The organism is Picosynechococcus sp. PCC 7003 (assembly GCF_001693255.1).
In the GTDB taxonomy this organism is placed as follows: Bacteria; Cyanobacteriota; Cyanobacteriia; order Cyanobacteriales; family MRBY01; genus MRBY01.
This window is the reverse complement of record NZ_CP016474.1, coordinates 517,417-540,453: the sequence shown is the minus strand read 5'-3', so window position 1 is coordinate 540,453 and position 23,037 is coordinate 517,417. Positions and strand designations below refer to the sequence as shown.

Below are 23,037 nucleotides of genomic sequence, written 5' to 3'. Positions count from 1 at the left end.
TGCCACCTACTCTGGGATCGTAATATCGACGGGCTTGACCTCCGTAAACAAACTCGTCAGCGACGGATCCATGGCCGCCGCATTCCCCACCACCAGCACTGTTAATTGATCCGGCTTAAGGTAGGTTTGGGCCACCCGCTGCACGTCTTCAATGGTCGTTGCTTCCACTTCCCGTTGGTACTGGAAAATAAAATCTTCCGGGTAGCCATAATATTCATAGCGCATGAGGCGGGATAGGGTTTGACCGGGATCTTCAAAATTAAAGACAAAGGAATTCAGAATCGAATCCTTGGCATAGGCGAGTTCTGCGGGGGTGATCAGTTCCGTTTGCAGTCGCTTAATTTCCCCTTTCATGGCCGTGATAAAAGGTATCGTCGCCTCGGAGCGGGTCGAGCCTCCGGCGATAAACTTGCCATCGTAGTCGTAGCGGGGACTCCACACGCCATATACAGAATAGGCGAGACCCTGGCGAGAGCGAATTTCGTTAAAGAGTCGGCCCCCAAAACCGTTAATCACACCGTTCATTACCGAGAGTTCTGCATAGTCGGGATTGTCGAGTCGTCCCCCCTGGTGACCGATCAGGATGCTGCTCTGGGTCAGTTGACTCTGGTCAACGAGGAAAGCACCGCTCTGGGCGGGTTGGTTGACGGCGGGCGGCGCCAGGTCAGGGCGGGGACTGGGATTACGCCAAGGGCCAAATTTAGCAGCAATTTTTGCTTTGGTGGCTTCTACGTCGATATCGCCGACAATGCCGAGGATCATTTGGTCAGGGCGGATATAACTGCGGTAGAAGTTGAATAAATCGACCCGGTCAATGTTGTCGAGGGTGGCATATTCTACGGTGCGGGCATAGGGACTATCAGCGCCATAGATCAGTTTGTCAAATTCCCGGGAGGCGATCGCATCGGGTTCATCGTTGCGGCGGGCAATGCCCCCGGCGGTTTGTCGTTTAGCTAAATCCAGTTTGTCCTGGGGAAAAGCCGGTTGCTGGAGGACTTCGGCGAACAGATCAAACACAAGTGCAAAATCTTCCTTGAGGGCACTAAAAGAAGCACTGCCAGATGCTTCCCCAATGCTGGTTTCGATGCTGGCGGCCCGCTGTTCAAGGATATTGTTTAAGGTGTCAGCGGGATGCTTGAGGGTGCCCCCACTGCGCATCACGGTGCCCGTAATACTGCCTAGGCCCACTTTATCGGCGGGTTCCAGGCGGGAGCCAGTGCGAATCACCATGGAGCCTCCCACCAAGGGCAGGGTGTGATCTTCCATGAGATAGACTACTATCCCGTTTTCGAGTTCGTAGCGTTCGTAATCGGGGAGGGTGATTTCTGGGAGGGGAGGAAATTCTAACTCACTGTAATCTTTGGGGGTGAGGGCGATCGCCGGACTCGGCAGGAGTTGCACCGTCACTAAACCGACAAAAAACAAAGTCCAACCGCGTCGGTATAATTTCGAGACCAGGAGACGCATCTTTTTGAGTTGGGGATTTTTCATCGATTTTGTGAGATTGAAGGGCTTCTATGGATTTTAGCAGGGCTGTCCTGGGGATGGGCAGCTAACTCAGCTCAGCAACTTTTTGATTTTCTAGGAGGGTGACATTGCGCAGTAGATCCTCGACGGTGACCCGCAAGGTGCGATCGCCATCGACCAAGAATTGCAACTTGATACGGTCGGTGCCGGGATAGCCCACGGGGTCGAGTTTGGCAATGGTGCGGGCTCCCTCTCGGTCGTTGAGGGGTTTAACGTTGGTTTGGTTGGCTCCTAGTTGTTGGGTCACCAGGCGATCGCCATCGAAATAAACCTCCGTGCCGCTGCTTTGCTCGCCGAGTTCGCCAATGATCAGTTCGATACTGGGCTGTTGATCCATCGACGCTCCCAGGGTAATTTCCAAGGGTTCTGTCATCGGGTAGGGCTGCCCTTGGTTGATAATCGGTTGCCAATCGTGGCGGTTCTGGCGGCGGTTCCAATAGCGAATCCCGTAGCTGTGATAGAGAAAATCTTTGAGTTCAAACCCCTGGGCTAACTGCAACGCCCCACAGGCGATCGCCCCAAAAGGATTATCCCGTTTAATTTTTTCCGTGGGGAAATAACCCTCTAGCCAGCTCTGCACTAGGGGAATTTGGCTCGTGCCTCCCACCAACAGTACCGCTTCAATGTCCTCTTTGCTGACGCCGTTACGGCGGGCCTGTTGCAAGACTTGGGCCAGCAAATCATCGAGTTGAGCAATGAATCCTTGAGTTTCTAAAATCTCCTCAAAGGCCGACCGACTGAGGCTTAACTCGTAGCTTTCAAAGGTTTGATCGTTGTAATAAATCTCCGTTGCCTTAGTTTTTTGGGAGAGGGCAATTTTCAACCGTTCAACTAGCCGCAAACTCAGGGCATCCTGGGGGAGGTTTTGTTGGGTCTGGAAATATTCAAAGAGCCAATTATCTAAGTCCGAACCACCGAGATTTTTACCTGCTTTTGCCAGCACTTTTGCGGTTTTGACCTTTTGGGTTTTACTGTCGGCAAAGGATTTGCGGCCCCATTTCAAAATAAAGCCCGTCGGTTTGCTTTGGCCCTGGGCGAGGTTCAGATCCACGAGGGAAAAGTCCACGGTGCCCCCACCAAAATCCACCACGAGAATTCGTTTTAAATCTTCAGCCAAGGCCCCATAGCCCAAGGCAGCGGCGGTGGGTTCATCTAAAAGCTGAATTTTCTCGAGTTCTGGCAACTGTTCGCAAAGCCGACTCAGCCAGCTCCGATAGGCTTCAAAGCTATCGACGGGAACGGTCAAAACCAAGCTATCGAGGGATTCTCCCTGGGCTTTGAGTTGGGTAAAGATGCCGTTGAGGAAATATTCTCCCATTTTCTCGAAGGTGATCTTTTCACCATCTAGTTCCGGTAAAAAGCCTTGGATTGCGGTGCCAATGCCCCGTTTAAAGTTACAAAAATAGCGGGGATCGGGGCCGCGATCTAAACCGCGATCGCCAATGGCCTGACCGATAACGACTTTTTGGTCAGCGGCATTTTCGATATACAAAAGGCTAGGGATCAGCGGTGGATTCGGCGCAATTCGTTGGGAAAGACCCTGGAGCGGGAGAATTTCTGGGGCTCCTTTGGCGGCATTCCACCGGGTCACTAGGGTATTGCTCGTCCCAAAATCCACTGCGATCGCCATAATTATTTCGTGATTTTCTTGAAAGCTAAACTGGACAATTTTTGTATTGTATCGAGTTCGACGCTTTCCCGTAGCCATGGCATTCCCGAAAGCACCGGCGACCCAGTAGACTAAAACAGCAACGGTGGCATTGGGGAACAAGCACTTTGGCCAAACAGCGATTAGACCTCCTGCTGGTGGAGCGTCAACTATGTGAATCTCGACAACAGGCCCAGCGGGTGATCCGGGCCGGAGAAGTGAAGGTAAAACAGCAGATTGTGGATAAACCAGGCACCTTGGTTCCTGCCGACGTGGATATTGAAGTGCAAGCGAAACCCCCCTTTGTTTCCCGGGGGGGCGAAAAACTCGCGAAGGCGATCGCCCACTTTCAAATCGCCGTCCAAGATCGCATTTGTTTGGATGGGGGCATTTCCACCGGTGGCTTTACCGACTGTCTCTTGCAAGCTGGTGCCCAACAGGTCTATGGCATTGATGTCGGTTATGGCCAAGTCGCCTGGAAGATCCGCCAAGATCCACGGCTCATCCTCCGGGAGCGCACCAATTTTCGCCATCTGACCTCGGCTGATCTCTACCCAGAAGACACAAAAAGGCCAACCCTGGGGGTAATGGACTTATCTTTTATTTCCCTAACGAAGGTTTTGCCCACCCTCTGGAGTCTCCTCGACGGCCCGAAGGAAGTGATCCTGTTGGTTAAACCTCAGTTTGAAGTGGGGCGCACCCAGGTGGGAAAAAATGGCGTTGTCCGCGATCCCCAGGCCCAGGCCCAAGCGATCTTTTCGGTATTAGAAGCCGCTCAACAACTCGGTTGGCATCCCCAAGGGCTGACCTATTCGCCGATTACTGGCCCCGCAGGGAACGTGGAATATCTGCTGTGGTTAAGTATAGATGTCCCTCAAGTTAGCTTCGATTTAGATGCTCTAAAACAATTTACGAAAACGGCGATCGCCACCCTCAGTAAACCAGCCAATCCAGACGATCAGACAACTGAAAATACTAAAGAATAAACTTCAAATCACGCGTTAAAATTGCGCGAAAGTTTCCCGGGACGGATCTGGGTTAGACGATTTTCTCAAGCGTTGCTCCTTGCTTTCTGCCTCCCCTTCACTAAGTTGCTTTCCTTGGATGCGCACCAGAATTTTTGGCCCAGAGGTTGCCAAGCGGAATACAAGACCATCCTTAGCCACACATTGTTCAACCCGTTGATCCTCGATGTAGGTGCCGTTGGTGCCGAGATTAACAATGGACCATTCTTCTCCCTCTAGTCGCAGTTCAACATGGTGGCGAGAAACCACTGCACTATAGAGAACCACGTCATTATCCGTAGAACGGCCAATACTGATCGTAGTTTCGGTCTCAAAAGACCAATTTTGCATCGGAGTTGCTTGGATGGGATGAAGTAGGGTCAGAATAATCACGGATTAACAAGGGTTCGCGGATGGGGCACGGCACTAGAACAAACAGAAATTTGAGAGATACGGCTCGTGAAATAAAGACTTTTGACCCTATTTTACCCTTAAGAGTAGTCGAACTTACCGATTAGATTATCTTTCCTCGCCCAAGATGATCTCAGAAAATTTGATGTCCTTAACAGTGATGAGATCAAAGAAATCAGGGAAGAGATACCATCTTGATCTTTGATATTAAAAAACCCTCTACAACTGTGGGGAGCACTGCTGCGATCCGTCACTGTAGAGGGGCTGACTTTGGTGGTGATGTTTGATCAGGGAGCGATTAGCTGTGACTGAGGGTGTTTTCTGCGATATTCAGCACTCAATATTCAGCACTTGGGAATTTAACCTAAAATTTGTGTGCGTACAGTACTTCCGCATCACAGATGTAAGTAATACCCGAATAGTCATCAAAAAATTGCGCGGCAACCTCATCCGAAATCTTGATAGCGATCTCTCGGCTAGCGGTCAGTACCTCGATTTTTACATTTGAGGAAGTATCAGAGACACTGGGTTGTCCCGATGAGCGCACGTTGCGGCTCCCTTTACCGCCGGCAGGCACCACCGTATAACCGGTTGCTCCAGCACCGTCGATAATCTTAGCGATCTTTTTTAGTAATAATTTTTCCGTAACGATGACGAGCTTAATGGCTTGCTGAGTCATAGTGAGTTCCTCTTGACGCGTGATGTATGGCGAGTTGAAAAAATGTCGCTGTTCAATATTCTAAAAATATTGGTTGCGACGATCAAAGGCAAGACTCTATGGTTTCACCTTAAACCATGCCCTTAAGTCTATGGCAAAGGCCACCCCTATTGGAAAGGATTGATTCAGATTAATCGAAGCATTTTATAAAAAACGCTTATCCTTTTAGCGCGGCGATCGCCTTTTAATCTCTGGTTTTACCGCTGTTTGCAATAGGAGCTAGTCAAGTATTAATTCATCGTCTAACCAAGGGCTCACCCTTAAAACTCACCCTGATCACAACAGATATTTTTGTGACTGGTGTTGGCGTCGTAATTTGAGCAAATTCATCAAGACAGATCCTAGGAAAGTTAGGCATGACATGGCCAACTAGATGCAATCTATAAGTTTAGATTATTAAATCATTCAGTAAGTTTAAGGCGATTTTTGACAAAAAAGGCAAATTGTTGACTCGGCATTGTATAGACTAAAAAACATGGCATTTACTCAATTCATAGGCTTATTTCTATGAATTGAGCTTATTCAGCTATTCAAAAATACAACTTGAAGTCGCCATGGATACTGCATCGGTGGTTTTTGAGCGACGTTATCTGTTTTAAACAGATCTGTGATTGTTCGGGAATGCAGACAAACAGCATGGAGTAAAAAGGAATGAAAAAATTTGATGCAAGACCGTCACGACCCCAATTAGATGCGGATGAGGGGTGGGTGGTGCAGGTGTATGGCAGTAATCGCCGCTTGCTTTGGGTTTTGGAACCCTCCCACGGTTGGATGTTTTTAATCGGTTGCGGCGTTGGTTTACTGCTTTCGATTATTTGGGTAAATGTTGCTCACTATAGTCCTCCCTTGGAGTCAGCTCCGTCTGGAGAGTCCACTGCCCCTGCATTGCAAGTGGATTGATAAACTCATCCCGTGGGCGCATTATGGCTTTCCATATCAGAAGCCACCCTAGTCGATAGACGCTTTTTGAATATACAAACGGAGAGTTATCGTCATAGAAAAGAAAAACTTATGAATAGAATTTGACATTATTTACCGCAGCCACATTGGAAATTTGGACTTTTCAAGATAGACTTAAGCACATAGAAATTCGGACATCAATAGAACAAAGTCTATGAAGTTCCGATAACAGATTTTTGCATCATATCTGTGCTGTAGGTGTGAAGCCCTTCAGCCTTAATGTTCAAAGCTCACAATAACCGCTCTTCATGGGAGGAAGCGGAAGGAGGTATTAGTGGATTTTTTGTCCGATTTTTTGACGAAATTTGGGTCGCAGTTGCAGTCCCCGACGCTCGGCTTTTTAATTGGCGGTATCGTCATTGCTGCTTTCGGTAGCCGACTGACAATTCCCGATGCGGTATATAAGTTCATCGTCTTCATGCTGCTGATCAAAGTTGGTTTGAGTGGCGGTATTGCAATTCGTAATGCCAACATCACGGAGATGCTCTTGCCCGCATTATTCGCCGTGCTCACGGGAATCCTGATTGTTTTCATTGGGCGTTTTACCTTAGCGAAGCTACCGGGCATTAGAACTGTAGATGCGGTGGCGACGGCCGGCTTGTTTGGGGCGGTAAGTGGTTCAACCCTTGCGGCTGGGATCACAGTTATGGAAGGGCAAGGTGTTTTCTACGAACCTTGGGCAGCGGCACTTTATCCTTTTATGGATATTCCCGCCCTGGTGACAGCGATTGTTGTGGCCAGTCTTTACAAGAGCAAGCAGCGCGAGGTTGAAGCGGCTGATTTAAGCAAACAACCTGTTGCCGCTGGTGAATATGCTGGTGAGTCCGTTTATCCCACCACGAGGCAGGAATATCTGGGGCAAAAGCGTGGTAAGGCCACGAATCGGGTTGAAATTTGGCCCATTGTTCAAGAAAGTCTCCAGGGTTCTGCTCTATCCGCATTGTTGCTCGGTCTTGCGCTCGGTTTATTAACTCGGCCGGAGAGTGTGTTTGAAAGCTTCTATGAGCCTCTCTTCCGTGGTTTCCTTTCGATTTTGATGTTGGTGATGGGGATGGAAGCTTGGTCTAGGCTTGGGGAGCTCCGCAAAGTTGCTCAATGGTACGCTGTCTATGCGTTTTTTGCGCCGCTACTGCATGGGTTTATTGCCTTCGGTCTCGGCATGATCGCCCACTATGCTACTGGATTCAGTCCTGGTGGTGTTGCCCTTTTAGCAATTATTGCGGCTTCTAGTTCCGACATCTCTGGGCCGCCGACTCTACGCGCGGGGATTCCGTCTGCGAATCCTTCTGCTTATATCGGTTCGTCTACGGCCATCGGTACCCCTGTGGCGATCGCCATCGGCATACCACTTTTTATCGGCCTTGCCCAAGCAACCATGGGTGGCTGATCGAAAATCGGTCGTAGTCAAACAACCCAGAATCTCAATCAAGGTCTGCGTTGTCTCTGGTCAATCGTCGGGCGATCGCAAAAAATAAACACTAGAAAGTCGAGGTTTGGCCTCGGCTTTTTTTGGTTTGAGGGGTCAAATTTTTGGCTCCGGAGCAGACCCCATGGGATTTTGAGGTAGCGAAAATAGTGTCTTTGGGGAAGCTTGATTTTTGTGAAGTCTTTGGTAGCTGTATGACTTGTTACAGCTTCGGTCGCTCAATGCTTGATACATCTAGCTAGCTGGGACGATTTAGGCACAGAAGGCAGTGGTCTGTTCGGCGATCGCCTTTTCTGTGGCTTGATCTTTGGCCCAACTTCACAGCAGGTTCGAGTGTAATGGCATGGTAAATAGTCTAGAAGGTTACAACCCCGGAGATTTTTTTGATGAGCTTTTTGCGGAGCAGGGGATACCACGACCAGCCGCAGCGGCATTGATTCAGCATATTGGCAAGTTTCCGCTCAGTACCCTGGAGCAACAACAGAAATCGGCGCAAAATATGCTGTTTAAGTTGGGTGTGACCTTTAATGTTTACAGCGATAACCAGGGGACAGAGCGGATTTTTCCGTTTGATGTGATTCCCCGCATCATTTCGCAAACGGAGTGGGATTGGCTCGAAAAAGGCTTACAACAGCGCATTGAAGCCTTAAATCATTTCCTAGATGATATTTACAATGAGCAGCGCATTATCAAGGATCAAGTCATTCCGCGCCATGTGGTGGAATCGGCGTCGGGCTTCTTAAAACCCTGCATGGGACTGAAGCCACCCAAGGGAAAATGGTGTCACATTACAGGCACTGATTTGGTGCGCGATCGCCAAGGGCAATGGTACGTCCTCGAAGATAATCTCCGTTGTCCGTCGGGGGTCTCCTACGTTCTTGAAAATCGTCGGGTGATGAAAAGTCTTTTTCCGAGCTTTTTTAATACCCTGAAAATCCAACCCGTCGATGACTATCCGGGGCAGTTGCTAAATCTGTTGATGAATTTGGCCCCTGATCACATTGCCGATCCCTGCGTCGTGGTGCTGACACCGGGCATTTACAACTCTGCCTATTTTGAACATTCTTACCTCGCCCAGCAAATGGGGTGTGAGTTGGTCGAAGGGCGAGATTTGGTCGTGGTGGATGGATATTTACAAATGCGTACCACCAAGGGCTTACAACGGATTGATGTGATTTATCGACGCATTGACGATGACTTTTTAGATCCGTTTGTTTTCCGGTCAGATTCGGTGCTTGGGGTGCCGGGTCTGATGGACGTCTACCGCCAAGGACGGGTGGCGATCGCCAACGCGCCAGGGACAGGGATCGCCGACGACAAAATGGTTTACGGCTATGTCCCCCAGATGATCCGCTACTACCTCGGTGAAGACCAAATTTTGCCTAATGTCGAAACCTACTTTTGTGAAGATTCCCAGCAACAATCCCATGTGTTGAACCATTTAGACGAGCTTGTTGTGAAGGCCACAGACGCCTCCGGGGGCTATGGAATGTTGGTTGGCCCCCACGCCAGCCCCAGCGAACGGGAGCAATTTAAAGCCTATATCCAAGCCAACCCCAGAAAATATATCGCCCAACCCACATTATGTTTATCGCGGGTACCGACCCTGATCGATGGTGACTTCGTCGGCTGCCATGTGGATCTGCGGCCTTTCATCCTCAACGGTGGCGATCGCACCTATGTTAATCCCGGTGGCCTGACCCGTGTCGCCCTCAAAAAAGGTTCTCTCGTCGTTAACTCATCCCAAGGGGGCGGCAGCAAAGATACCTGGGTAATTAATACCAAAGCCACCTAAGCAGACTGCGAAAAAGAAGCCCCCTTGCTAAAACCACTTTTGAAACAAATTTGAGGAGCAAAGATCCACCATGTTGAGTCGTGTTGCTGATTCTATTTATTGGCTCAATCGCTACGTTGAACGGGCCGAAAATGTCGCCCGCTTTGTGGAGGTCAATTTAACCCTCCTGCTGGATACGACAACTACCACCAACTATTGGCAAGCCCTGATCACCACCACCGGCGATTCTGCGTTATTCCGTGAATCCTACGGTGAAGCTACTAGCGAAAATGTCCTGCAATTTTTAACCTTCGATCAAAACTACCCCAGTTCAATTGTATCTTGCCTCAAACGGGCCCGGGAAAATGCCCATGCCGTCCGGGCCAATATTTCTTCTGAGATGTGGGAACAGCTCAACGAGCTTTATCACACGGTACAACAGGCAGCAAGTCGGCCCATGACCTTGGAGGAACGTTATCAATTTTATCCGGCCATTCGCATGGGGAGTCATCTGTTCGCAGGCATTATGGAAGCGACGATGTCCCACAACGAGGGTTGGCACTTTGGTCAGTTGGGACGTCTCCTGGAGCGGGCAGATAAAACAGCGCGGATTCTTGATGTGAAGTACTTTATCCTTTTGCCTTCTTTACAAGATGTGGGGAGTCCTTTGGATAATTTGCAGTGGATTGCTCTACTCAAATCAGCCAGTGCCTACGAAATGTACCGCAAACGCCAACATCGAATTACCCCAGAGAATGTGGCTGCCTTTTTGATCTTGGACGCGCAGTTTCCCCGGTCTATTTGTTTTTCGTTGCTCGAAGCCCAAAAATCTCTCCACTGCATTTCTGGGACTCCCATTGGCAGCTGGAGTTGCCCCAGTGAGCGTTCCCTTGGTCGCCTTTGTTCTGCGTTGGACTACATTACGATGGATGAAATTTTTGACCAGGGCCTCCATGAATTTCTCGACGATCTCCAAAGTAAGTTGAATCGCGTTGGTCAAGATATTTATGAGGATTTCATCGCCGTGCCCCTAGCGGTTTAGTTTGAATGAGTTTTGAATTATTTGAATTAACTGTTTACTTTTTTAGGCCTGTGTTGTGCGCTATCAGATTACCCATTCGACCCTTTACACCTATAGTCATCCCGTAGAACTGGGCAGTCATTGCGTCAAATTGTGTCCACGCACCGATGGTTACCAACGGCTCCGGCAGTTTCACATCGACGTTGACCCTTTGCCTCGGCAGCATACCCGCCTTCTTGACCCAGACGGCAATGTGGCTGATCGCTTTTGGTTTGACCCCAAACCTGTGCAGTCCCTAAAGTTGGTCACAACGGCAGAGGTGGAAGTCGTCTGTCAGAATCCTTTTGATTATCTGATGGCTCCCTGGGCGATCGCCTGTCCCTGGGACTACCCCAGTTCCCTCGCCCTCAGACTTTACCCCTACCGACAGCTCACAACCCCCCATCCCCGTGTTGTGGAATTGGCCCAGGATCTCTTGCACCAAGTAGAAGGAAATGCCGGCCTCTTTGTCAGCCAACTGACCCAGCGTATCTATGAAGATTGTCGCTATATCCATCGCCTTGAGGGAGCGCCTCAACTTCCTGGGATCACCCTTAGCCAGCGGACAGGGACTTGTCGCGACTTTGCCTTACTGTGGGTTGAGGCCTGTCGAGTCGTCGGCCTAGCGGCGCGGTTTGTGAGTGGTTACCAACGGGGCGATAAAACCACAACCCAACACGAACTCCATGCCTGGGGAGAAGTGTATATGCCGGGAGGTGGTTGGCGTGGTTTTGATCCAACTCTCGGTTTGGCGGTTACAGATGGTCACATCGTCGTCGCAGCAACGGGAGATCCTCCCTGGGCGGCTCCGGTTTCGGGGGATATTCAAAGTTCTTTGGGGAGACCCCAGACGCGCTTAGTCTGTGATATTCGTCTGGTTTATGATGAGCTTTCTTCTCAAACACAATCTCAATCTCAATCGCAATAATTCCCTGGGGCCTGTCATCAATCAAGCCAGAGGATGGAGTTAGCTAATGATTTCCGGATGGCAAACCCCGTTAACTTGATAGTTTTACAGCAAATTTTCACCATAAAAGCAGTTCAGTTAACTTGAGTAGAATATCTTTTATTGCCTCTGATTACCGATGACATTGCTGCCAATTTCAAAATTCTTATTCCATCATTCTTCTGGCTATGCTGATTTTATGCCGAACTAAAGCTTCGCATTTTATAAATCTAATTATAGAAGCATTTATTAATAGCCTAAAAGATATTTTAAGCATTAGTATTCAACATATTACTGATTTATTGACTGGAATTATCACTCTATTTTTGACGAAATATTTTTTGGGAATTTTCTAGAAGACAACAAAAGAAATAACGAATAAAACGATCAGAAATCATTCACTATAAATTTTGGCTAAAAAAGGCGTTTATGTGGGGACAGGGGTTTTAGGTATTCTATTTGCCTGCGTAATCGCTTTTCCTGGTTTGAGTTTAGGAGGTATTGTGGCAACCTTAGGGGAGGTTGAATTGCAATTGGCTTTGCACTTCAGGATATCGTCAATTTTTTTCGATATCATCCTACTGATTGGAGAGCCTTTTTGCATCGGTGCTGAAATTGCAGTCAGTGATCAGCAAGGTATCATTAAAGATGTCAGCATCTGGATTACGGGCATTAGTATCTCCATGATAAATACAATAATTATTTATCCAATCAGTTGCCTGCAGGAGATGATGCCTAGAAAATTCATTTAAAAATTCAACTCAACGTTTAATGGGTTGACTTACACAAAAAACTGCTTTAGATACCTATGATTACCTATGACAAACTTGATAAACCCAATTGGCTGAATACTATTTTTCAGGTGAGGGGGGCTGTTTTGCCTATGATTTTGCCGCGCATCCTTTTTTTCTGTATTTTGACTGCGGCATTGACGTTTATTTACGTCCAGGGCTTTCCTATCTATCTTGAGAAACTAGGAGACTTGACCACAAATGTTATTTACAATCTGATTCTGGGTTTGCTCATTGTCTTTCGCACGAATACATCCTACGAACGTTTTTGGGAAGGGCGAAAAGCTTGGGGGGGGATTGTTGTGAATATCCGTAATCTTGCCCAGGAAATTTTGATTGGGATCACAACCCAAACCGAGCAAGAAACCCAGGAAAAAAAACAGGCCTTAAATCTACTGCTTGCCTTTGCGATCGCCACTAAGTTACATCTACGAGGAGATCAAGTAAACGATAGACTAGAAGCATTGGTTGAGCCTGAGCAGGTCACAGAACTAAAAGACTCGAAAAATCGTCCCCTTGATATTCAATTTTGGTTGCGCACCTATCTACATCAACAACTCAAGCTAAAAAATTTTGGGGACGCACAGCTGAATATGACCAGCGGCATACTGAATAGTTTGATGGAGAGTGTGAGTGGTTGCGAGAGAATTTTAACCACACCAATTCCGATCACCTATCGCGTGTATTTGAAACGTTTGATTTTAATTTATTGTTTTGGCTTACCGTTCCGCCTGGTGCCTGAGATTACCTGGTGGGCGATTCCGATTGTGGCAGTGGTCAGCTTCCTCCTATTGGGCGTTGAAGAAGTTGCCCGGGAGCTAGAAAATCCCTTTGGCTTTGATGTTAATGATCTGCCCCTAGACGATCTTTGTGACGTGATCGAGGGCAATATTAACCGTGTCTCTCGTTTGCATACCCAGGCGAAAGAATTAACTTCTGTCTCGTGATTGGGCATGACAAACAATACTAAGACTAGAGAAAATCTGTGCCGTTGCCTTCAGGTTCTTGCCCATTCTGATTTAAGTCCCGGTTCCATTCCACCGCTGGCATTGCTTCAGAAGCCTGCTTGAGGGCACTTTCCCAATAGCGACGAATTTTGAGTAAGTAGGGATCACGGGCTTCTAACCGCAGACGGTGCTGAATTTTGAGGCTATTGACCGTATAGGAAATCATGTCGATGGGCGGGCCCACGGAAAGGTTAGATCGCATAGTGGAGTCGATGGAGAGGAGGGCTGATTTGGCGATCGCATCTAAAGAAGACTCATAGGAGAGGGTGCGATCCAAGATCGGTTTGCCATACTTCGTTTCGCCAATCTGTAGATAAGGCGTCTCTGGGGTTGCTCGGATGCAATTGCCTTGGCTGTAGATAAGAAAAAGCTCCGGCGGTGCCCCGGCAATTTGTCCGGCGAGGAGAAAATTACACTGAAAATCAATGCCATCTTTTTCCAACCAAGGTCGATCTTCCTGTTGGAGTTGGCGAGTCTTTTTACCAATGTAGCGGGCAGCATCATAAAGACTAGGGATCGTATGGAGATTGTGGGGCGTACCACTGCGAATCTCCTGTTCTAGTTGATAGGTGATGGCCTGGGTAATCGATAAATTTCCCGAAGTGCAGAGAATGAGTACCCGTTCCCCTGGGCAGGAAAAATCAAATAACTTTTGATAGGATGAGACGTAATCAACCCCCGCATTGGTGCGTGAATCGGCGGCAAGAATAAAACCCTGGCGAACTAAGATTCCTAAACAATACGTCAATTTTGATGACCTCGTTTGATCTGATGGGATTCACAGAAAAAATTTTGGGTTAGCCTATCCTAAGCTGTCAGGACATAGACAGTAAGAGCCAGCTGCTGTCAGGTTAATCATCGCATATCTGCCAAGCTGCGCGAGCATTATTTTTGCAAATTATTGTTGGAGTTTCCCCATGAATTACGTTTGTTATCTCGGTTCTGGGCAACGGCTTGATTTGGCGAACCAAGGTTCCTATACGGTCATTACCCTCAGCCAAACTAGCCCCGGACAACAGCAACAAAGCACCAACCGTTACCTAACGGGGACCTGGGCGGCGCAGCCCACGGTGATGCAAGCTGGCGGGATCACGATTATCACAGTCTTTACTGCCACGAAAACAACGCAAATTAGGGTACAAGGCCAAATGGCCACCCTCTGTGAACAACCCCTAAATTTGCAGGGTGCCCAAGCGCTGCCTTTAGAGCAAACGGCGGCAAAATCTCCAGAACCAATGCCACCTTTAGAACCTCTGCCACCACTTAAAATGGGCAACATGGAAATGAAGATGAATCCGATGGAAATGCGCCTGGGCAATATGGAAATGCGGATTAATGATTTGTCTCAATCTCCCCAGCCGCAACCGACGCCGACAGCGAATCATCAGCCAAAACGGTTTTGCGCCCAATGTGGTCAAGCAATCACGGCAGGCGATCGCTTTTGTACCCAGTGCGGTCAGCCTTTGTCGTCTTAGAAAACATGACTTAATCCAAGGGTTCCATCGTTGGAATTACTGAAAACCTTTTTTCCGGGACTTGGCTTGGGGCACTTGCTCCAACCAAAGCTCAATTTGCGCTGGATCTAGTTGCAGTTGTTGCAAAAGTGCTTGGACGTTGGCGCGGGTGAATTTTTCTGGGGGGTCTGGGGCGATCGCCTCTCCCTGAGACGCTAGTTGCAAAACAGCGGTAAATAAAGAGGCGGCCCGAAGAATGGGTGTTGTCTCTAGCCAAACGGGAAGAATCCGCACTTCAATCGTGTTTTTGTGGGGCAGGGCGTTGATGCAGTTCACCAAATTAAAATCACAATATTTTGTCAGCTTGAGGCGATGGAGTTGCTGCTGCACAGCGGGCCAGGGGAGTTGCCGAAATTCGGGCTGGTTTACCGTGGTGAGGAGAGTTTCGGGCCAGGGGCCGAGGCGACGGCAGTGGGGGTTGGTGCCCATGAGTGTTTTGAGAATGGCCCCATAACGCCATAACAGATTCACTAAATTGGCGATCGCCGGCGCTGACTGGAGGGGTTTCGCCTCAAAATGGAGGTGGGTCGCGCCTTCAACGGGGGCCGTAAAGTTCTGGTGCCGCGCCAAGGACAATAAAGCGTCTAGTTGGGCATGATGGTCTGCTTCTAGGGGGGCGGTAATCAGTTCACAGGGGCGCTCTCGCTCTCCGGGGAGTGGGGCGGCGATCGCCACCGATGCACCACTTTGATCATTCACGCGCCGCATCCCTCCCGGCCCCGGTTCTGGAACCGTACCAAACAAATCGCCGATGGGATCCATCACTGTCTCTAAAGGGGTTTTGGCATTGGTTTGACGGGCAATCAAACGCAGCAGACGTTCATCATCACTGACAATACGATACCAACCCGCTTGGGGTTTTGCCTGGCGCTTCAGGTCTTTTTGTAACGTTAGATCATCGACACATTGGGCGATCATCCGTTGCTGGGGATCAAGAATCTCAAAGCCGAGGGTTAAATTGTGAAAGACTGGTTTACCCGGTACTTTGCTGGGTTCCGATTGGGGGTGAAAAAAGCGATGGACTTGGCCTCCCTGGGCGGCGGCGATCGCCGCTGCGAGATCCTGACGACTGCTCCCTACTGGTGCCAATAACTCAATTTCGAACCCAATTTTCCAATCTAAAGTGATCACGATTTTTGCTCCCTGGCCCTCGTATGTTGGCGTCAGTAATTGATCTAAATTGATCTAAAAAAATATGGGAGATGATGGCTCACCTCCCAAGACGATTGTTGATTAGAAACCCATGGCGTAGAGGGGCTTGGGCGCACCTTGATCAGAAGAATAGCGGTATTGAATTTGATTGAAATGATAGTCCAAATGAATTTCCATATTGCGTGAGGCGTCGAATAGAGTCACCACCAACGGATCCCGCTCAATTTCATTGAAGTAAAAAATCTCTTCCCCGGCAGCGGTGAGTTCTACCCACAGACCATCGGCCCGTTGGACAAAATAGCCCAAAGTGTGGCCATCACGATTCAAATTCTCAAAGGCAATGGTTTCAACAATCGCCGCCGGATCATAGTGGGATTGCTCGGTGTAGGCCATCTCAACGATATCGTGGGCAACACCTGGTAGGCCCCATTCCAATTTATTGGCGATCGCTGTTTTTGCTTCAGTGACAGAGATATCCCAATACTCGGCGACGACCACCATATCGTCATAGCTAAAGCCTTCGTCGGTAAAGTTGCAAAGACCTTGACCACCGTAATAGTCCCGGGCCGCCGTTAACTTAGTTTCAACGGTTTGATAGTCACCGTCTTGGAGGAGTTTGCCAGCACTGACCTTGGCATTACCGGGGCCTTCTCCCCAAAATTCCCCCAGCATTTTTGCATCGCACCAGGTGTAGTCTGCAAAGAATAAATCAGTCGCATCCTGGGCGGGACTGACGGTCAAGGGGGAAGCAGTAGAAGGAAGGGCATTGGCGGAGAATCCGGACACAAATACTGCACCAGTGGCAATCATTTGTAAGAGAGTTCGGGGGGCGGTAAAAAGTGCGGTTGTCATGGCTATTGCTCTTAAATATTGTGGGGGTTTTTGTGTGTTGCCCAGTCTTAGTTGTGCCGCCTGTTTACTGATGCACTTTTTGAGGCGATCGCCACTGCAACTAGGCTTGATCGACGCGCCGTTCAGCAAGTTTGAGACGAATTTCTTCGTGGTATTGCTGGGTGATGGGATAAAAGTAAGCGAGTCCTAAGCCAATGATAAGCGCGATGGTCGGTAGGGGGGCGATCGCCAAGCGGATCGCCAAGAGAGCCGAATCAGGTTGCACCGGGGGCGCTTGACCCGGGACAGATTCAACAAAACCAGCCCAGGCCAGGGCTTGACCCACCAGAAATAAACTAACGGCTAGGCCAATTTTCTGGAGGAGCACCATAAACCCATAAAAGACGCCCTCCCGTCGTTGCCCAGTGGTGAGTTCATCCAGTTCAATCACATCAGGCACCATCGACCAGGGGATCAGATAGCTCACCGAAACCCCACACCCGGCCAGGATTGCACAGGCAAACATTAAACCAATCTGTCCCGGTTGCAGGAAAAACAACCCCACTTGGGCAATAATCCAGAGGAAAACGCCCCCGAAATACACCGTTTTTTTCCCCAAGCGTTGACTAAGGGCACTGGCCACAAACAGGAGCACCAGAGCCGTCCCCTGTACCGCCAGGGCCACATTGGGAAACATTGCATCCGGCAAGCCCATCCAGTTAATGACGAAATAGGGCAAGATCGAAGCCGTTAATTGAATCGCCAGCCAAGAGGCGAGATAAATCCCAATTACAAATAAAAAGGGTTTGTTACTAAAGGCAATCTTGAGTTGCTCTCGAAAGGGAATCGAAGCCGTCAGATCCGTTTGCTCAGCCAAAGGCACCACCAAATGGGATTCCGGCACAGAGTTCACAAATGTCCAGCCCGCTACCACCAGCAATAACCCCGCAGAAATGAACAGAAATGGCCATAAAATTGGCCCCTGGAGCAACCCCAACCCAGCCAGGCCACTCACCCCAGCCATTCCCCATAACCCTTGACCCAATCGTCGTCGTTGCTGGGGGGTTAAAATTGGCGATCGCCCCTTTTCTTGGAGTCGCAACGTACACCACAACAGTGCCAAGCCCGCAAACACCGAACATACCAAACCCAGGAGACTGTACTGCTTTAGGGGATCATCTGGATAAGCCTGGAAAATCAATCGCGCCACAATCAGCGAAAAAATACTAGAGCCAATGGAGAAACTAAACCGAAAACTATTGAGACTGGTGCGTTCGTGGTAGTCCTGGGTCAACTCTGGGGTGAGGGCCGCGTAGGGCAAATTAACCGCTGTGTAGGCCAGGTTAAATAAAATGCCCATCACGATGTAGTACCCAAACAAAAACCAATCATTCACTTGATCAATTTCGCTCAATTGGGGAACCAACCACTGCCCAAAAAAGACAAAGACAAAGGGAATAATTCCCCCCAGCATCCAGGGCAATCGTCGGCCCCAAGGATGACGGGTGCGATCGCTCCATACCCCCACAATGGGATCATTGATGGCATCGGAAATTTTGCCGATCATCAAAATGCTCCCCGCCAAGCCCGGTGGTAAACCCGCCACCTGGGTAAAAAAGTACAACAGAAAAAAAACCAAGACATTTGCGGTGAGGGCCGGGCCAATATCGCCAGCCCCAAAGGCAATTTTTGTCGAGAGGTTGAGTTTTTCTGGTGGGGGATGGATCGGCTGGGTCATGGCAAGGACGCCCGCTTGGGGGCGCAAAGAAACTGCTTGCAATTGTAGTGGCTGCTACGGTAATCGGCGATCGCCAACTCAGAAACGGGGAATGTAAAATAAAATTCACGCCTTTTCGCAACCAAATCCCTATGCAATCTTCCTTGATCAATGGCCGTTACCAAATCGTGAAGACCCTCGGACAGGGTGGATTTGGGGATACCTTTTTGGTGAAAGACCTACAACTGCCCTCCCAACGGCAATGTGTACTGAAATCCCTCAAGGTACAGGCCACCAGTCCCCAAACTGTCCAGGAGATGCAGCGGCGCTTTCAGCGGGAAGCCGCCATCCTCGAAGGCCTAGGGGAAAAACATAACCAAATCCCCAAGCTCTACGCCTACTTTGAGGAGCAGGGACGATTTTATTTGGTGCAAGAATGGATCGATGGGCTGACCCTCCAGGACATCGTTAAGCAGCAGGGCAGCCTAAGCCCGCTCCAGGTACAACAAATTTTGCTGGACTTGTTACCCGTCCTCCAATTAGTCCATGACCAATACATCATTCACCGGGACATTAAGCCAGAAAATATTATTCTGCGCAGCAGCGATCGCAAACCCGTTTTAATTGACTTTGGGGCCGTTAAAGAAGCCCTTACCACCGCCATTCACCTGGACTTGAGCCAGCCCGTCTCCGTGGCGATCGGCACCCCCGGCTACATGGCCCCCGAACAGGGCACCGGGCGTCCCGTCTATTCCAGCGATTTGTATGGCCTAGGATTTACGGCGATTTTTCTCCTCACCGGCCAATCTCCCCAACAGTTTCCCAATGATCCCCAAACGGGAGAACTGATTTGGCAGCAGGATTTTCCCTATTTGCAAACGCCCCTGGGTCAAGTGATTGCTAAGGCCGTAAAATTTCATCCCCGCGATCGCTTTCCCACGGCCCAAGCAATGTTAAACGCTCTCCGCAATGCAGGGGGAACTGCGGCGGCGCCGGCCCCAGTTGTCAATGGCAATCAAACCACTGCCACCCGGGTTGTGGGGTCGCCAGCTGTGGCAAGACGCAGCACCACTTTACCGACAAGCACCACCGCCCCCCAACCCCAGGAAACGGAAAATGGTGGCTGTTGGCGTTTGGCGATTCTCACGGTTTTGTTTAGCGGCATCGGCATCAGTGCCGGGATTTGGTTGACCTTTGCCCTCGTTGGGCGATCGCCTGAACCCCAAACCTTCCCCGAAGATCCAGCCCTAAATACAGAGAGTAATCCGCCTGTTATTGATACTCCCCTACCGGAACCGACCCCGGAGCCAGAACCGGAGCCGGCACCTGAACCCACTCCAGAGCCAGAACCCGAACCCATTCCAGAGCCGGAGCCGGAGCCAGAACCCTCCCCAGAACCGACTCCCAGCCCCGGAGAAATACCTTTAATTCCCGTGGGCACTCCCGGTGCCGCCATTCCCCAAATTATTTCCGTGCCCCCCACCGATCAACGGCCTGGATTTTGGGGCGATAGTACAGCAATTTTGTATCGCAACTATGGCCCGGCGAATGTCAGCCTCGGCTACATTGTTGACAACACGACGGGCACCCTGGCCCAAACAGAAATTACGTTTCCGGTGGGAACTGACCTCAGCGTGATCCAACAAACCCTCAGTGGTCTTTTACCCGAAGGTGTGCCCCCGGAGGTGAGCCAAGCTGTGGCTAGCGTCTATAACCGCAATAGTAGTTCTCAATCTTTCACCACCAGCAATCATCGAGGTCAAATTAAACGCAACGACAGCGATCGCCTTTATGTTGGTGTTTGGTCGCCTGATTTTCACGATTAGATCCTGAGTAGCCCCCGTTGGGCGAGGAGAGCAGTGCCATAGGCGGCGTCCGGTTGGGGCGAAATGAGCACAGGACAACTGAGGTAACGGGCACGGATTTTTGTCCATACTGGATTTTGGGCACCGCCCCCTGCTGTAAATACCCTTTCTACTCGAGGGGAACCTAAATCTTCTAATCGACGATAACCCTGGGCCTCAATGCGAGCTATCCCTTCTAAGAGTCCCTGGAGGAATTGTCTCGGCTTTGTCGGACGGGGAGTGAGGCGCGGCGGTAAGTTGGGATCATTGAACGGAAAGCGATCGCCCGGTTTAAGTAGAGGATAATAATCTAAACCACTGTCTGCGGTAGGGTCGATGGAAACACTGAGGTCTTGCAATTGGGTTGCGTCGAAATAATGTTTCAGGACAGCCCCTCCTGTATTAGATGCACCACCGCTCAACCAAAGATGCCCGAAGCGATGACTATAAACCCCAGCCGCAAGATCCTGAACGGGGCGATCGCCGAGCAATTTCAATACCAAGGTTGAACCGAGGGACGTCACCGCCTCCCCAACCTCAGAGGCTCCACTGGCGATAAAGGCGGCAATGCTATCGGTGGTTCCGGCACAAATTTGACAATGGGGATTAATGCCAAACCGCTGGGCAATGGTCGCTAAAATGTTCTGTTTGCCACCACCGGGCGTTTGCACCTGGGGCAATAAATCAAACAGAGGGTACCGTTGTAACCAAGGGGGATAACGTAAATTTTCGACGTCATAGCCGAGTTTCAACGCATTGTGATAATCGCTTTGGCCAAAGTTGCCGTGGAGCAGGCCACTTAGCCAATCCGCCTGGTGGAGAAAATAGCTAGCTGGGGTAGTCAAATCCTGGGATTCAAACCAGAGTAATTTGGCGAGGCTAGACGTGGCCGATTGCACGAGATGTTGGGGCGGGGCCAGGGTTTGCAGCATTGGCAAAACGGTTTTGCCCCGGTCATCGTTATAAAGCAGGGCTTCTGTACAGGGCTTGCCGTCGTCATCACAGAGTAAGACCGTCCCGGAGGTGCCATTAATGGCGATCGCCTGGAGATTTTGACGAATCTCCCGATTGAATGCCGCGAGTAAATGCCAGAGCGCCTCACGCCAGCCCTGGGGCGTTTGTTCTAGGGAATGAACCGTAACGGTCTGGACAATTTCACGATGTTCCGTAATGGCGATCGCCCGTGCCCCGGAAGTGCCGAAATCAATGCCCAGGGAGAACAATGCGGTCATTAGTCTTCGGTGTAGATGCAACCTGCGGTACAGGTCTCTTTAATTTCTACCGCCGCTAACCCTGGCAAATTGGCTTTTTTAAGCTCGCCGTAAATCCATTGGGCGATCGCCTCGCTGGTGGGACTTTCCATCCCCAGGGAATCGTTTAAATGGTAGTGATCGAGGTATTGATCCAAGAGGGGTTGGACATATTTTTTAATTTCACCGAAATCGAAAAGCATTCCTTGTTTCGGCCCGGTTTCCTGGAGGCGATCGCCCCGCAGATAAACTCGCATGACCCAACTATGGCCATGGAGACGAGCACATTTGCCATCGTGGTGGGGCAGTTGGTGGGCTGCCTCAAAGCGAAATTCTTTATAGAGTTCCCATTGGGCCATAACGGTTTAAGCCCATGCAAGGTAAGGCAATTTTGTCGCCGTTGTGGCAATCTCCGCTTGGTTGGCCACCAATTGACCGCAACTATCCCAAGTGCCAGCGAGTAATGCTTGTCTAGCGCCTTCCCCGAGCGTGATCTGGCCTGACCAATCACCGCAGGATACCGTCAAATTTTCTAGATCTACGCTGGTGGCCGCCTGGGGGTTGGCCTCTAACTGACTTTGTAACGCTTCTACAGTGGCCCGATCCGCCGTCACACAGGGGACGCCGTTGGCGAGGCAGTTCCCAAAGAAAATTTCCGCAAAACTTTCGCCGACAATGGCCTCAATTCCCCATTTCAAAAGGGCCTGGGGAGCATGTTCCCGCGAAGAACCGCAGCCAAAGTTACCATTAATCACGAGGATATTCGCGCCTTGATACTGGGCTAAATCAAAGGGATGCTGGCCGTCTAGTTGTTGGCGATCATCTGCAAAAGCTTGTTCCCCAAGGCCATCGAAGGTCACACACTTGAGGAACCGTGCGGGAATGATGCGGTCTGTGTCGATGTCGTTGCCCCGGAGCGGGATCCCTGTGCCAGAAACTTGCTTGATTTCGCTGCTCATATCTCGTTTGAATCGGTGACCAGTGGGAGATTGCTAATTTAGCATACTTTCCTGGAGCAATTTCAGCGGTGGCAAGGGAACCCCAGGGGCGATCGCCAAAAGACGAAACCTCGTTTAATAGATATAATCTGTTACGAAAGCCATTAAGAAATGTTGCGTCCCATGAACAACCCCGTCCTCCAAGCCCTGGCCTATGGCCGCGCCTTTGCAGAAGTCCTCAAAGAGAGGGTAGAAGATAGTTTGACGGATCTACTCAGCGATCTCGGTAAATTCGATGCCGAACGCAATCAATGGTTTCAAGAGTTTGCCCAAGAAGTCCAGGCCCGCGCCGAACGGGAAGCGGCTAATCAAGGTAATTCTAGCCGCCCCATTACTATCGACATTGATGGCGACGATCGCCCCGCTGACCTCCAGGAAATGATCGACAATCTCCGGGCAGAAATTGCGAGCCTCAAAGCGGAACTCAAGCAATATCGCGATACCCAAAATTAAGTTTTT

Annotated in this window: 22 protein-coding genes; 11 read left to right on the top strand and 11 right to left on the bottom strand. The window is 49.9% G+C overall.

Annotated features, from left to right (window positions below; all coding sequences use genetic code 11):
• Positions 1-6 precede the first annotated feature (6 nt).
• Positions 7-1,467, bottom strand: coding sequence for a pitrilysin family protein (locus tag AWQ21_RS02500; protein WP_065715186.1), 1,461 nt, complete (start codon positions 1,465-1,467; stop codon positions 7-9).
• An 85-nt stretch (positions 1,468-1,552) separates the two neighbouring features.
• Positions 1,553-3,157, bottom strand: coding sequence for an Hsp70 family protein (locus tag AWQ21_RS02495; protein WP_065715185.1), 1,605 nt, complete (start codon positions 3,155-3,157; stop codon positions 1,553-1,555).
• A gap of 146 nt (positions 3,158-3,303) precedes the next feature.
• Here AWQ21_RS02495 and AWQ21_RS02490 point away from each other — a divergent pair, with 146 nt between their 5' ends.
• A complete protein-coding gene (locus tag AWQ21_RS02490) occupies positions 3,304-4,161 on the top strand; it encodes a TlyA family RNA methyltransferase (protein ID WP_065713177.1) in 858 nt (285 codons plus the stop codon).
• Positions 4,162-4,176: 15 nt separating this feature from the next.
• On the opposite strand, the gene AWQ21_RS02485 is transcribed toward AWQ21_RS02490, so the two are convergent.
• A complete protein-coding gene (locus AWQ21_RS02485; protein ID WP_198159684.1) occupies positions 4,177-4,530 on the bottom strand; it encodes an FHA domain-containing protein in 354 nt (117 codons plus the stop codon).
• A gap of 424 nt (positions 4,531-4,954) precedes the next feature.
• Positions 4,955-5,269, bottom strand: coding sequence for a P-II family nitrogen regulator (locus AWQ21_RS02480; protein WP_065713175.1), 315 nt, complete (start codon positions 5,267-5,269; stop codon positions 4,955-4,957).
• A 690-nt stretch (positions 5,270-5,959) separates the two neighbouring features.
• Here AWQ21_RS02480 and AWQ21_RS02475 point away from each other — a divergent pair.
• The 7 genes from AWQ21_RS02475 to AWQ21_RS02445 all read left to right on the top strand — a co-directional run bounded on the left by AWQ21_RS02475 (position 5,960) and on the right by AWQ21_RS02445 (position 13,212).
• Positions 5,960-6,208 (top strand): hypothetical protein, encoded by a 249-nt coding sequence (locus AWQ21_RS02475; RefSeq protein ID WP_065713174.1) that lies wholly within the window; start codon positions 5,960-5,962, stop codon positions 6,206-6,208.
• Between the two features lie 334 nt (positions 6,209-6,542).
• Complete coding sequence (locus AWQ21_RS02470) at positions 6,543-7,655, top strand: sodium-dependent bicarbonate transport family permease (RefSeq protein WP_065713173.1); 1,113 nt, start codon at positions 6,543-6,545, stop codon at positions 7,653-7,655.
• 382 nt (positions 7,656-8,037) lie between these two features.
• Positions 8,038-9,489 (top strand): circularly permuted type 2 ATP-grasp protein, encoded by a 1,452-nt coding sequence (locus AWQ21_RS02465; RefSeq protein ID WP_065713172.1) that lies wholly within the window; start codon positions 8,038-8,040, stop codon positions 9,487-9,489.
• A gap of 70 nt (positions 9,490-9,559) precedes the next feature.
• Positions 9,560-10,510 carry an alpha-E domain-containing protein gene (locus AWQ21_RS02460; RefSeq protein WP_065713171.1) on the top strand — a complete coding sequence of 317 codons (951 nt, stop codon included), beginning with the start codon at positions 9,560-9,562 and terminating at the stop codon, positions 10,508-10,510.
• A 55-nt stretch (positions 10,511-10,565) separates the two neighbouring features.
• Positions 10,566-11,456 carry a transglutaminase family protein gene (locus AWQ21_RS02455; protein WP_065713170.1) on the top strand — a complete coding sequence of 297 codons (891 nt, stop codon included), beginning with the start codon at positions 10,566-10,568 and terminating at the stop codon, positions 11,454-11,456.
• Positions 11,457-11,884: 428 nt separating this feature from the next.
• Positions 11,885-12,226: a hypothetical protein gene (locus AWQ21_RS02450; protein ID WP_065713169.1), complete on the top strand. Its 342-nt coding sequence runs from the start codon at positions 11,885-11,887 to the stop codon at positions 12,224-12,226.
• 56 nt (positions 12,227-12,282) lie between these two features.
• Positions 12,283-13,212 (top strand): bestrophin family protein, encoded by a 930-nt coding sequence (locus AWQ21_RS02445; RefSeq protein WP_065713168.1) that lies wholly within the window; start codon positions 12,283-12,285, stop codon positions 13,210-13,212.
• A 25-nt stretch (positions 13,213-13,237) separates the two neighbouring features.
• Here AWQ21_RS02445 and AWQ21_RS02440 read toward each other — a convergent pair whose 3' ends face one another.
• Positions 13,238-14,020 carry a proteasome-type protease gene (locus AWQ21_RS02440; RefSeq protein WP_065713167.1) on the bottom strand — a complete coding sequence of 261 codons (783 nt, stop codon included), beginning with the start codon at positions 14,018-14,020 and terminating at the stop codon, positions 13,238-13,240.
• Positions 14,021-14,189: 169 nt separating this feature from the next.
• On the opposite strand from AWQ21_RS02440, the gene AWQ21_RS02435 reads away from it, so the two are divergent.
• On the top strand, positions 14,190-14,747 hold the full coding sequence (locus AWQ21_RS02435) for a zinc-ribbon domain-containing protein (protein WP_065713166.1): 558 nt from the start codon (positions 14,190-14,192) through the stop codon (positions 14,745-14,747).
• 36 nt (positions 14,748-14,783) lie between these two features.
• Here AWQ21_RS02435 and AWQ21_RS02430 read toward each other — a convergent pair whose 3' ends face one another.
• The 3 genes from AWQ21_RS02430 to AWQ21_RS02420 form a co-directional block, all read right to left on the bottom strand.
• Positions 14,784-15,917, bottom strand: a complete 1,134-nt coding sequence (locus tag AWQ21_RS02430) for an amidoligase family protein (protein WP_065713165.1) — start codon at positions 15,915-15,917, stop codon at positions 14,784-14,786.
• Between the two features lie 102 nt (positions 15,918-16,019).
• Entirely contained in the window at positions 16,020-16,790 is a 771-nt protein-coding gene (locus AWQ21_RS02425; protein WP_065713164.1) for a hypothetical protein, read from the bottom strand.
• Positions 16,791-16,890: 100 nt separating this feature from the next.
• Entirely contained in the window at positions 16,891-18,507 is a 1,617-nt protein-coding gene (locus AWQ21_RS02420; protein ID WP_065715184.1) for an MFS transporter, read from the bottom strand.
• A gap of 131 nt (positions 18,508-18,638) precedes the next feature.
• Here AWQ21_RS02420 and AWQ21_RS02415 point away from each other — a divergent pair, with 131 nt between their 5' ends.
• Positions 18,639-20,312 carry a serine/threonine-protein kinase gene (locus AWQ21_RS02415; RefSeq protein WP_065713163.1) on the top strand — a complete coding sequence of 558 codons (1,674 nt, stop codon included), beginning with the start codon at positions 18,639-18,641 and terminating at the stop codon, positions 20,310-20,312.
• Here the strand turns inward: AWQ21_RS02415 and AWQ21_RS02410 are convergent.
• Genes AWQ21_RS02410 through leuD form a run of 3 tightly spaced genes read right to left on the bottom strand, consistent with a single transcriptional unit; the run spans position 20,309 to position 22,539 of the window.
• Positions 20,309-21,562 (bottom strand): FGGY-family carbohydrate kinase, encoded by a 1,254-nt coding sequence (locus AWQ21_RS02410; protein ID WP_065713162.1) that lies wholly within the window; start codon positions 21,560-21,562, stop codon positions 20,309-20,311. The genes AWQ21_RS02415 and AWQ21_RS02410 overlap by 4 nt on opposite strands.
• Positions 21,562-21,939 (bottom strand): 6-carboxytetrahydropterin synthase QueD, encoded by a 378-nt coding sequence (gene queD, locus AWQ21_RS02405; RefSeq protein ID WP_065713161.1) that lies wholly within the window; start codon positions 21,937-21,939, stop codon positions 21,562-21,564. Before queD ends, AWQ21_RS02410 begins: the two co-directional genes overlap by 1 nt.
• A 6-nt stretch (positions 21,940-21,945) precedes the next feature.
• On the bottom strand, positions 21,946-22,539 hold the full coding sequence (gene leuD, locus AWQ21_RS02400; protein ID WP_065713160.1) for a 3-isopropylmalate dehydratase small subunit: 594 nt from the start codon (positions 22,537-22,539) through the stop codon (positions 21,946-21,948).
• Positions 22,540-22,701: 162 nt separating this feature from the next.
• On the opposite strand from leuD, the gene AWQ21_RS02395 reads away from it, so the two are divergent.
• The gene (locus AWQ21_RS02395) at positions 22,702-23,031 is read left to right on the top strand and encodes a DUF6825 family protein (protein WP_030007074.1); all 330 of its coding nucleotides are present in this window, start codon (positions 22,702-22,704) and stop codon (positions 23,029-23,031) included.
• The last annotated feature ends 6 nt before the right edge of the window (positions 23,032-23,037 follow it).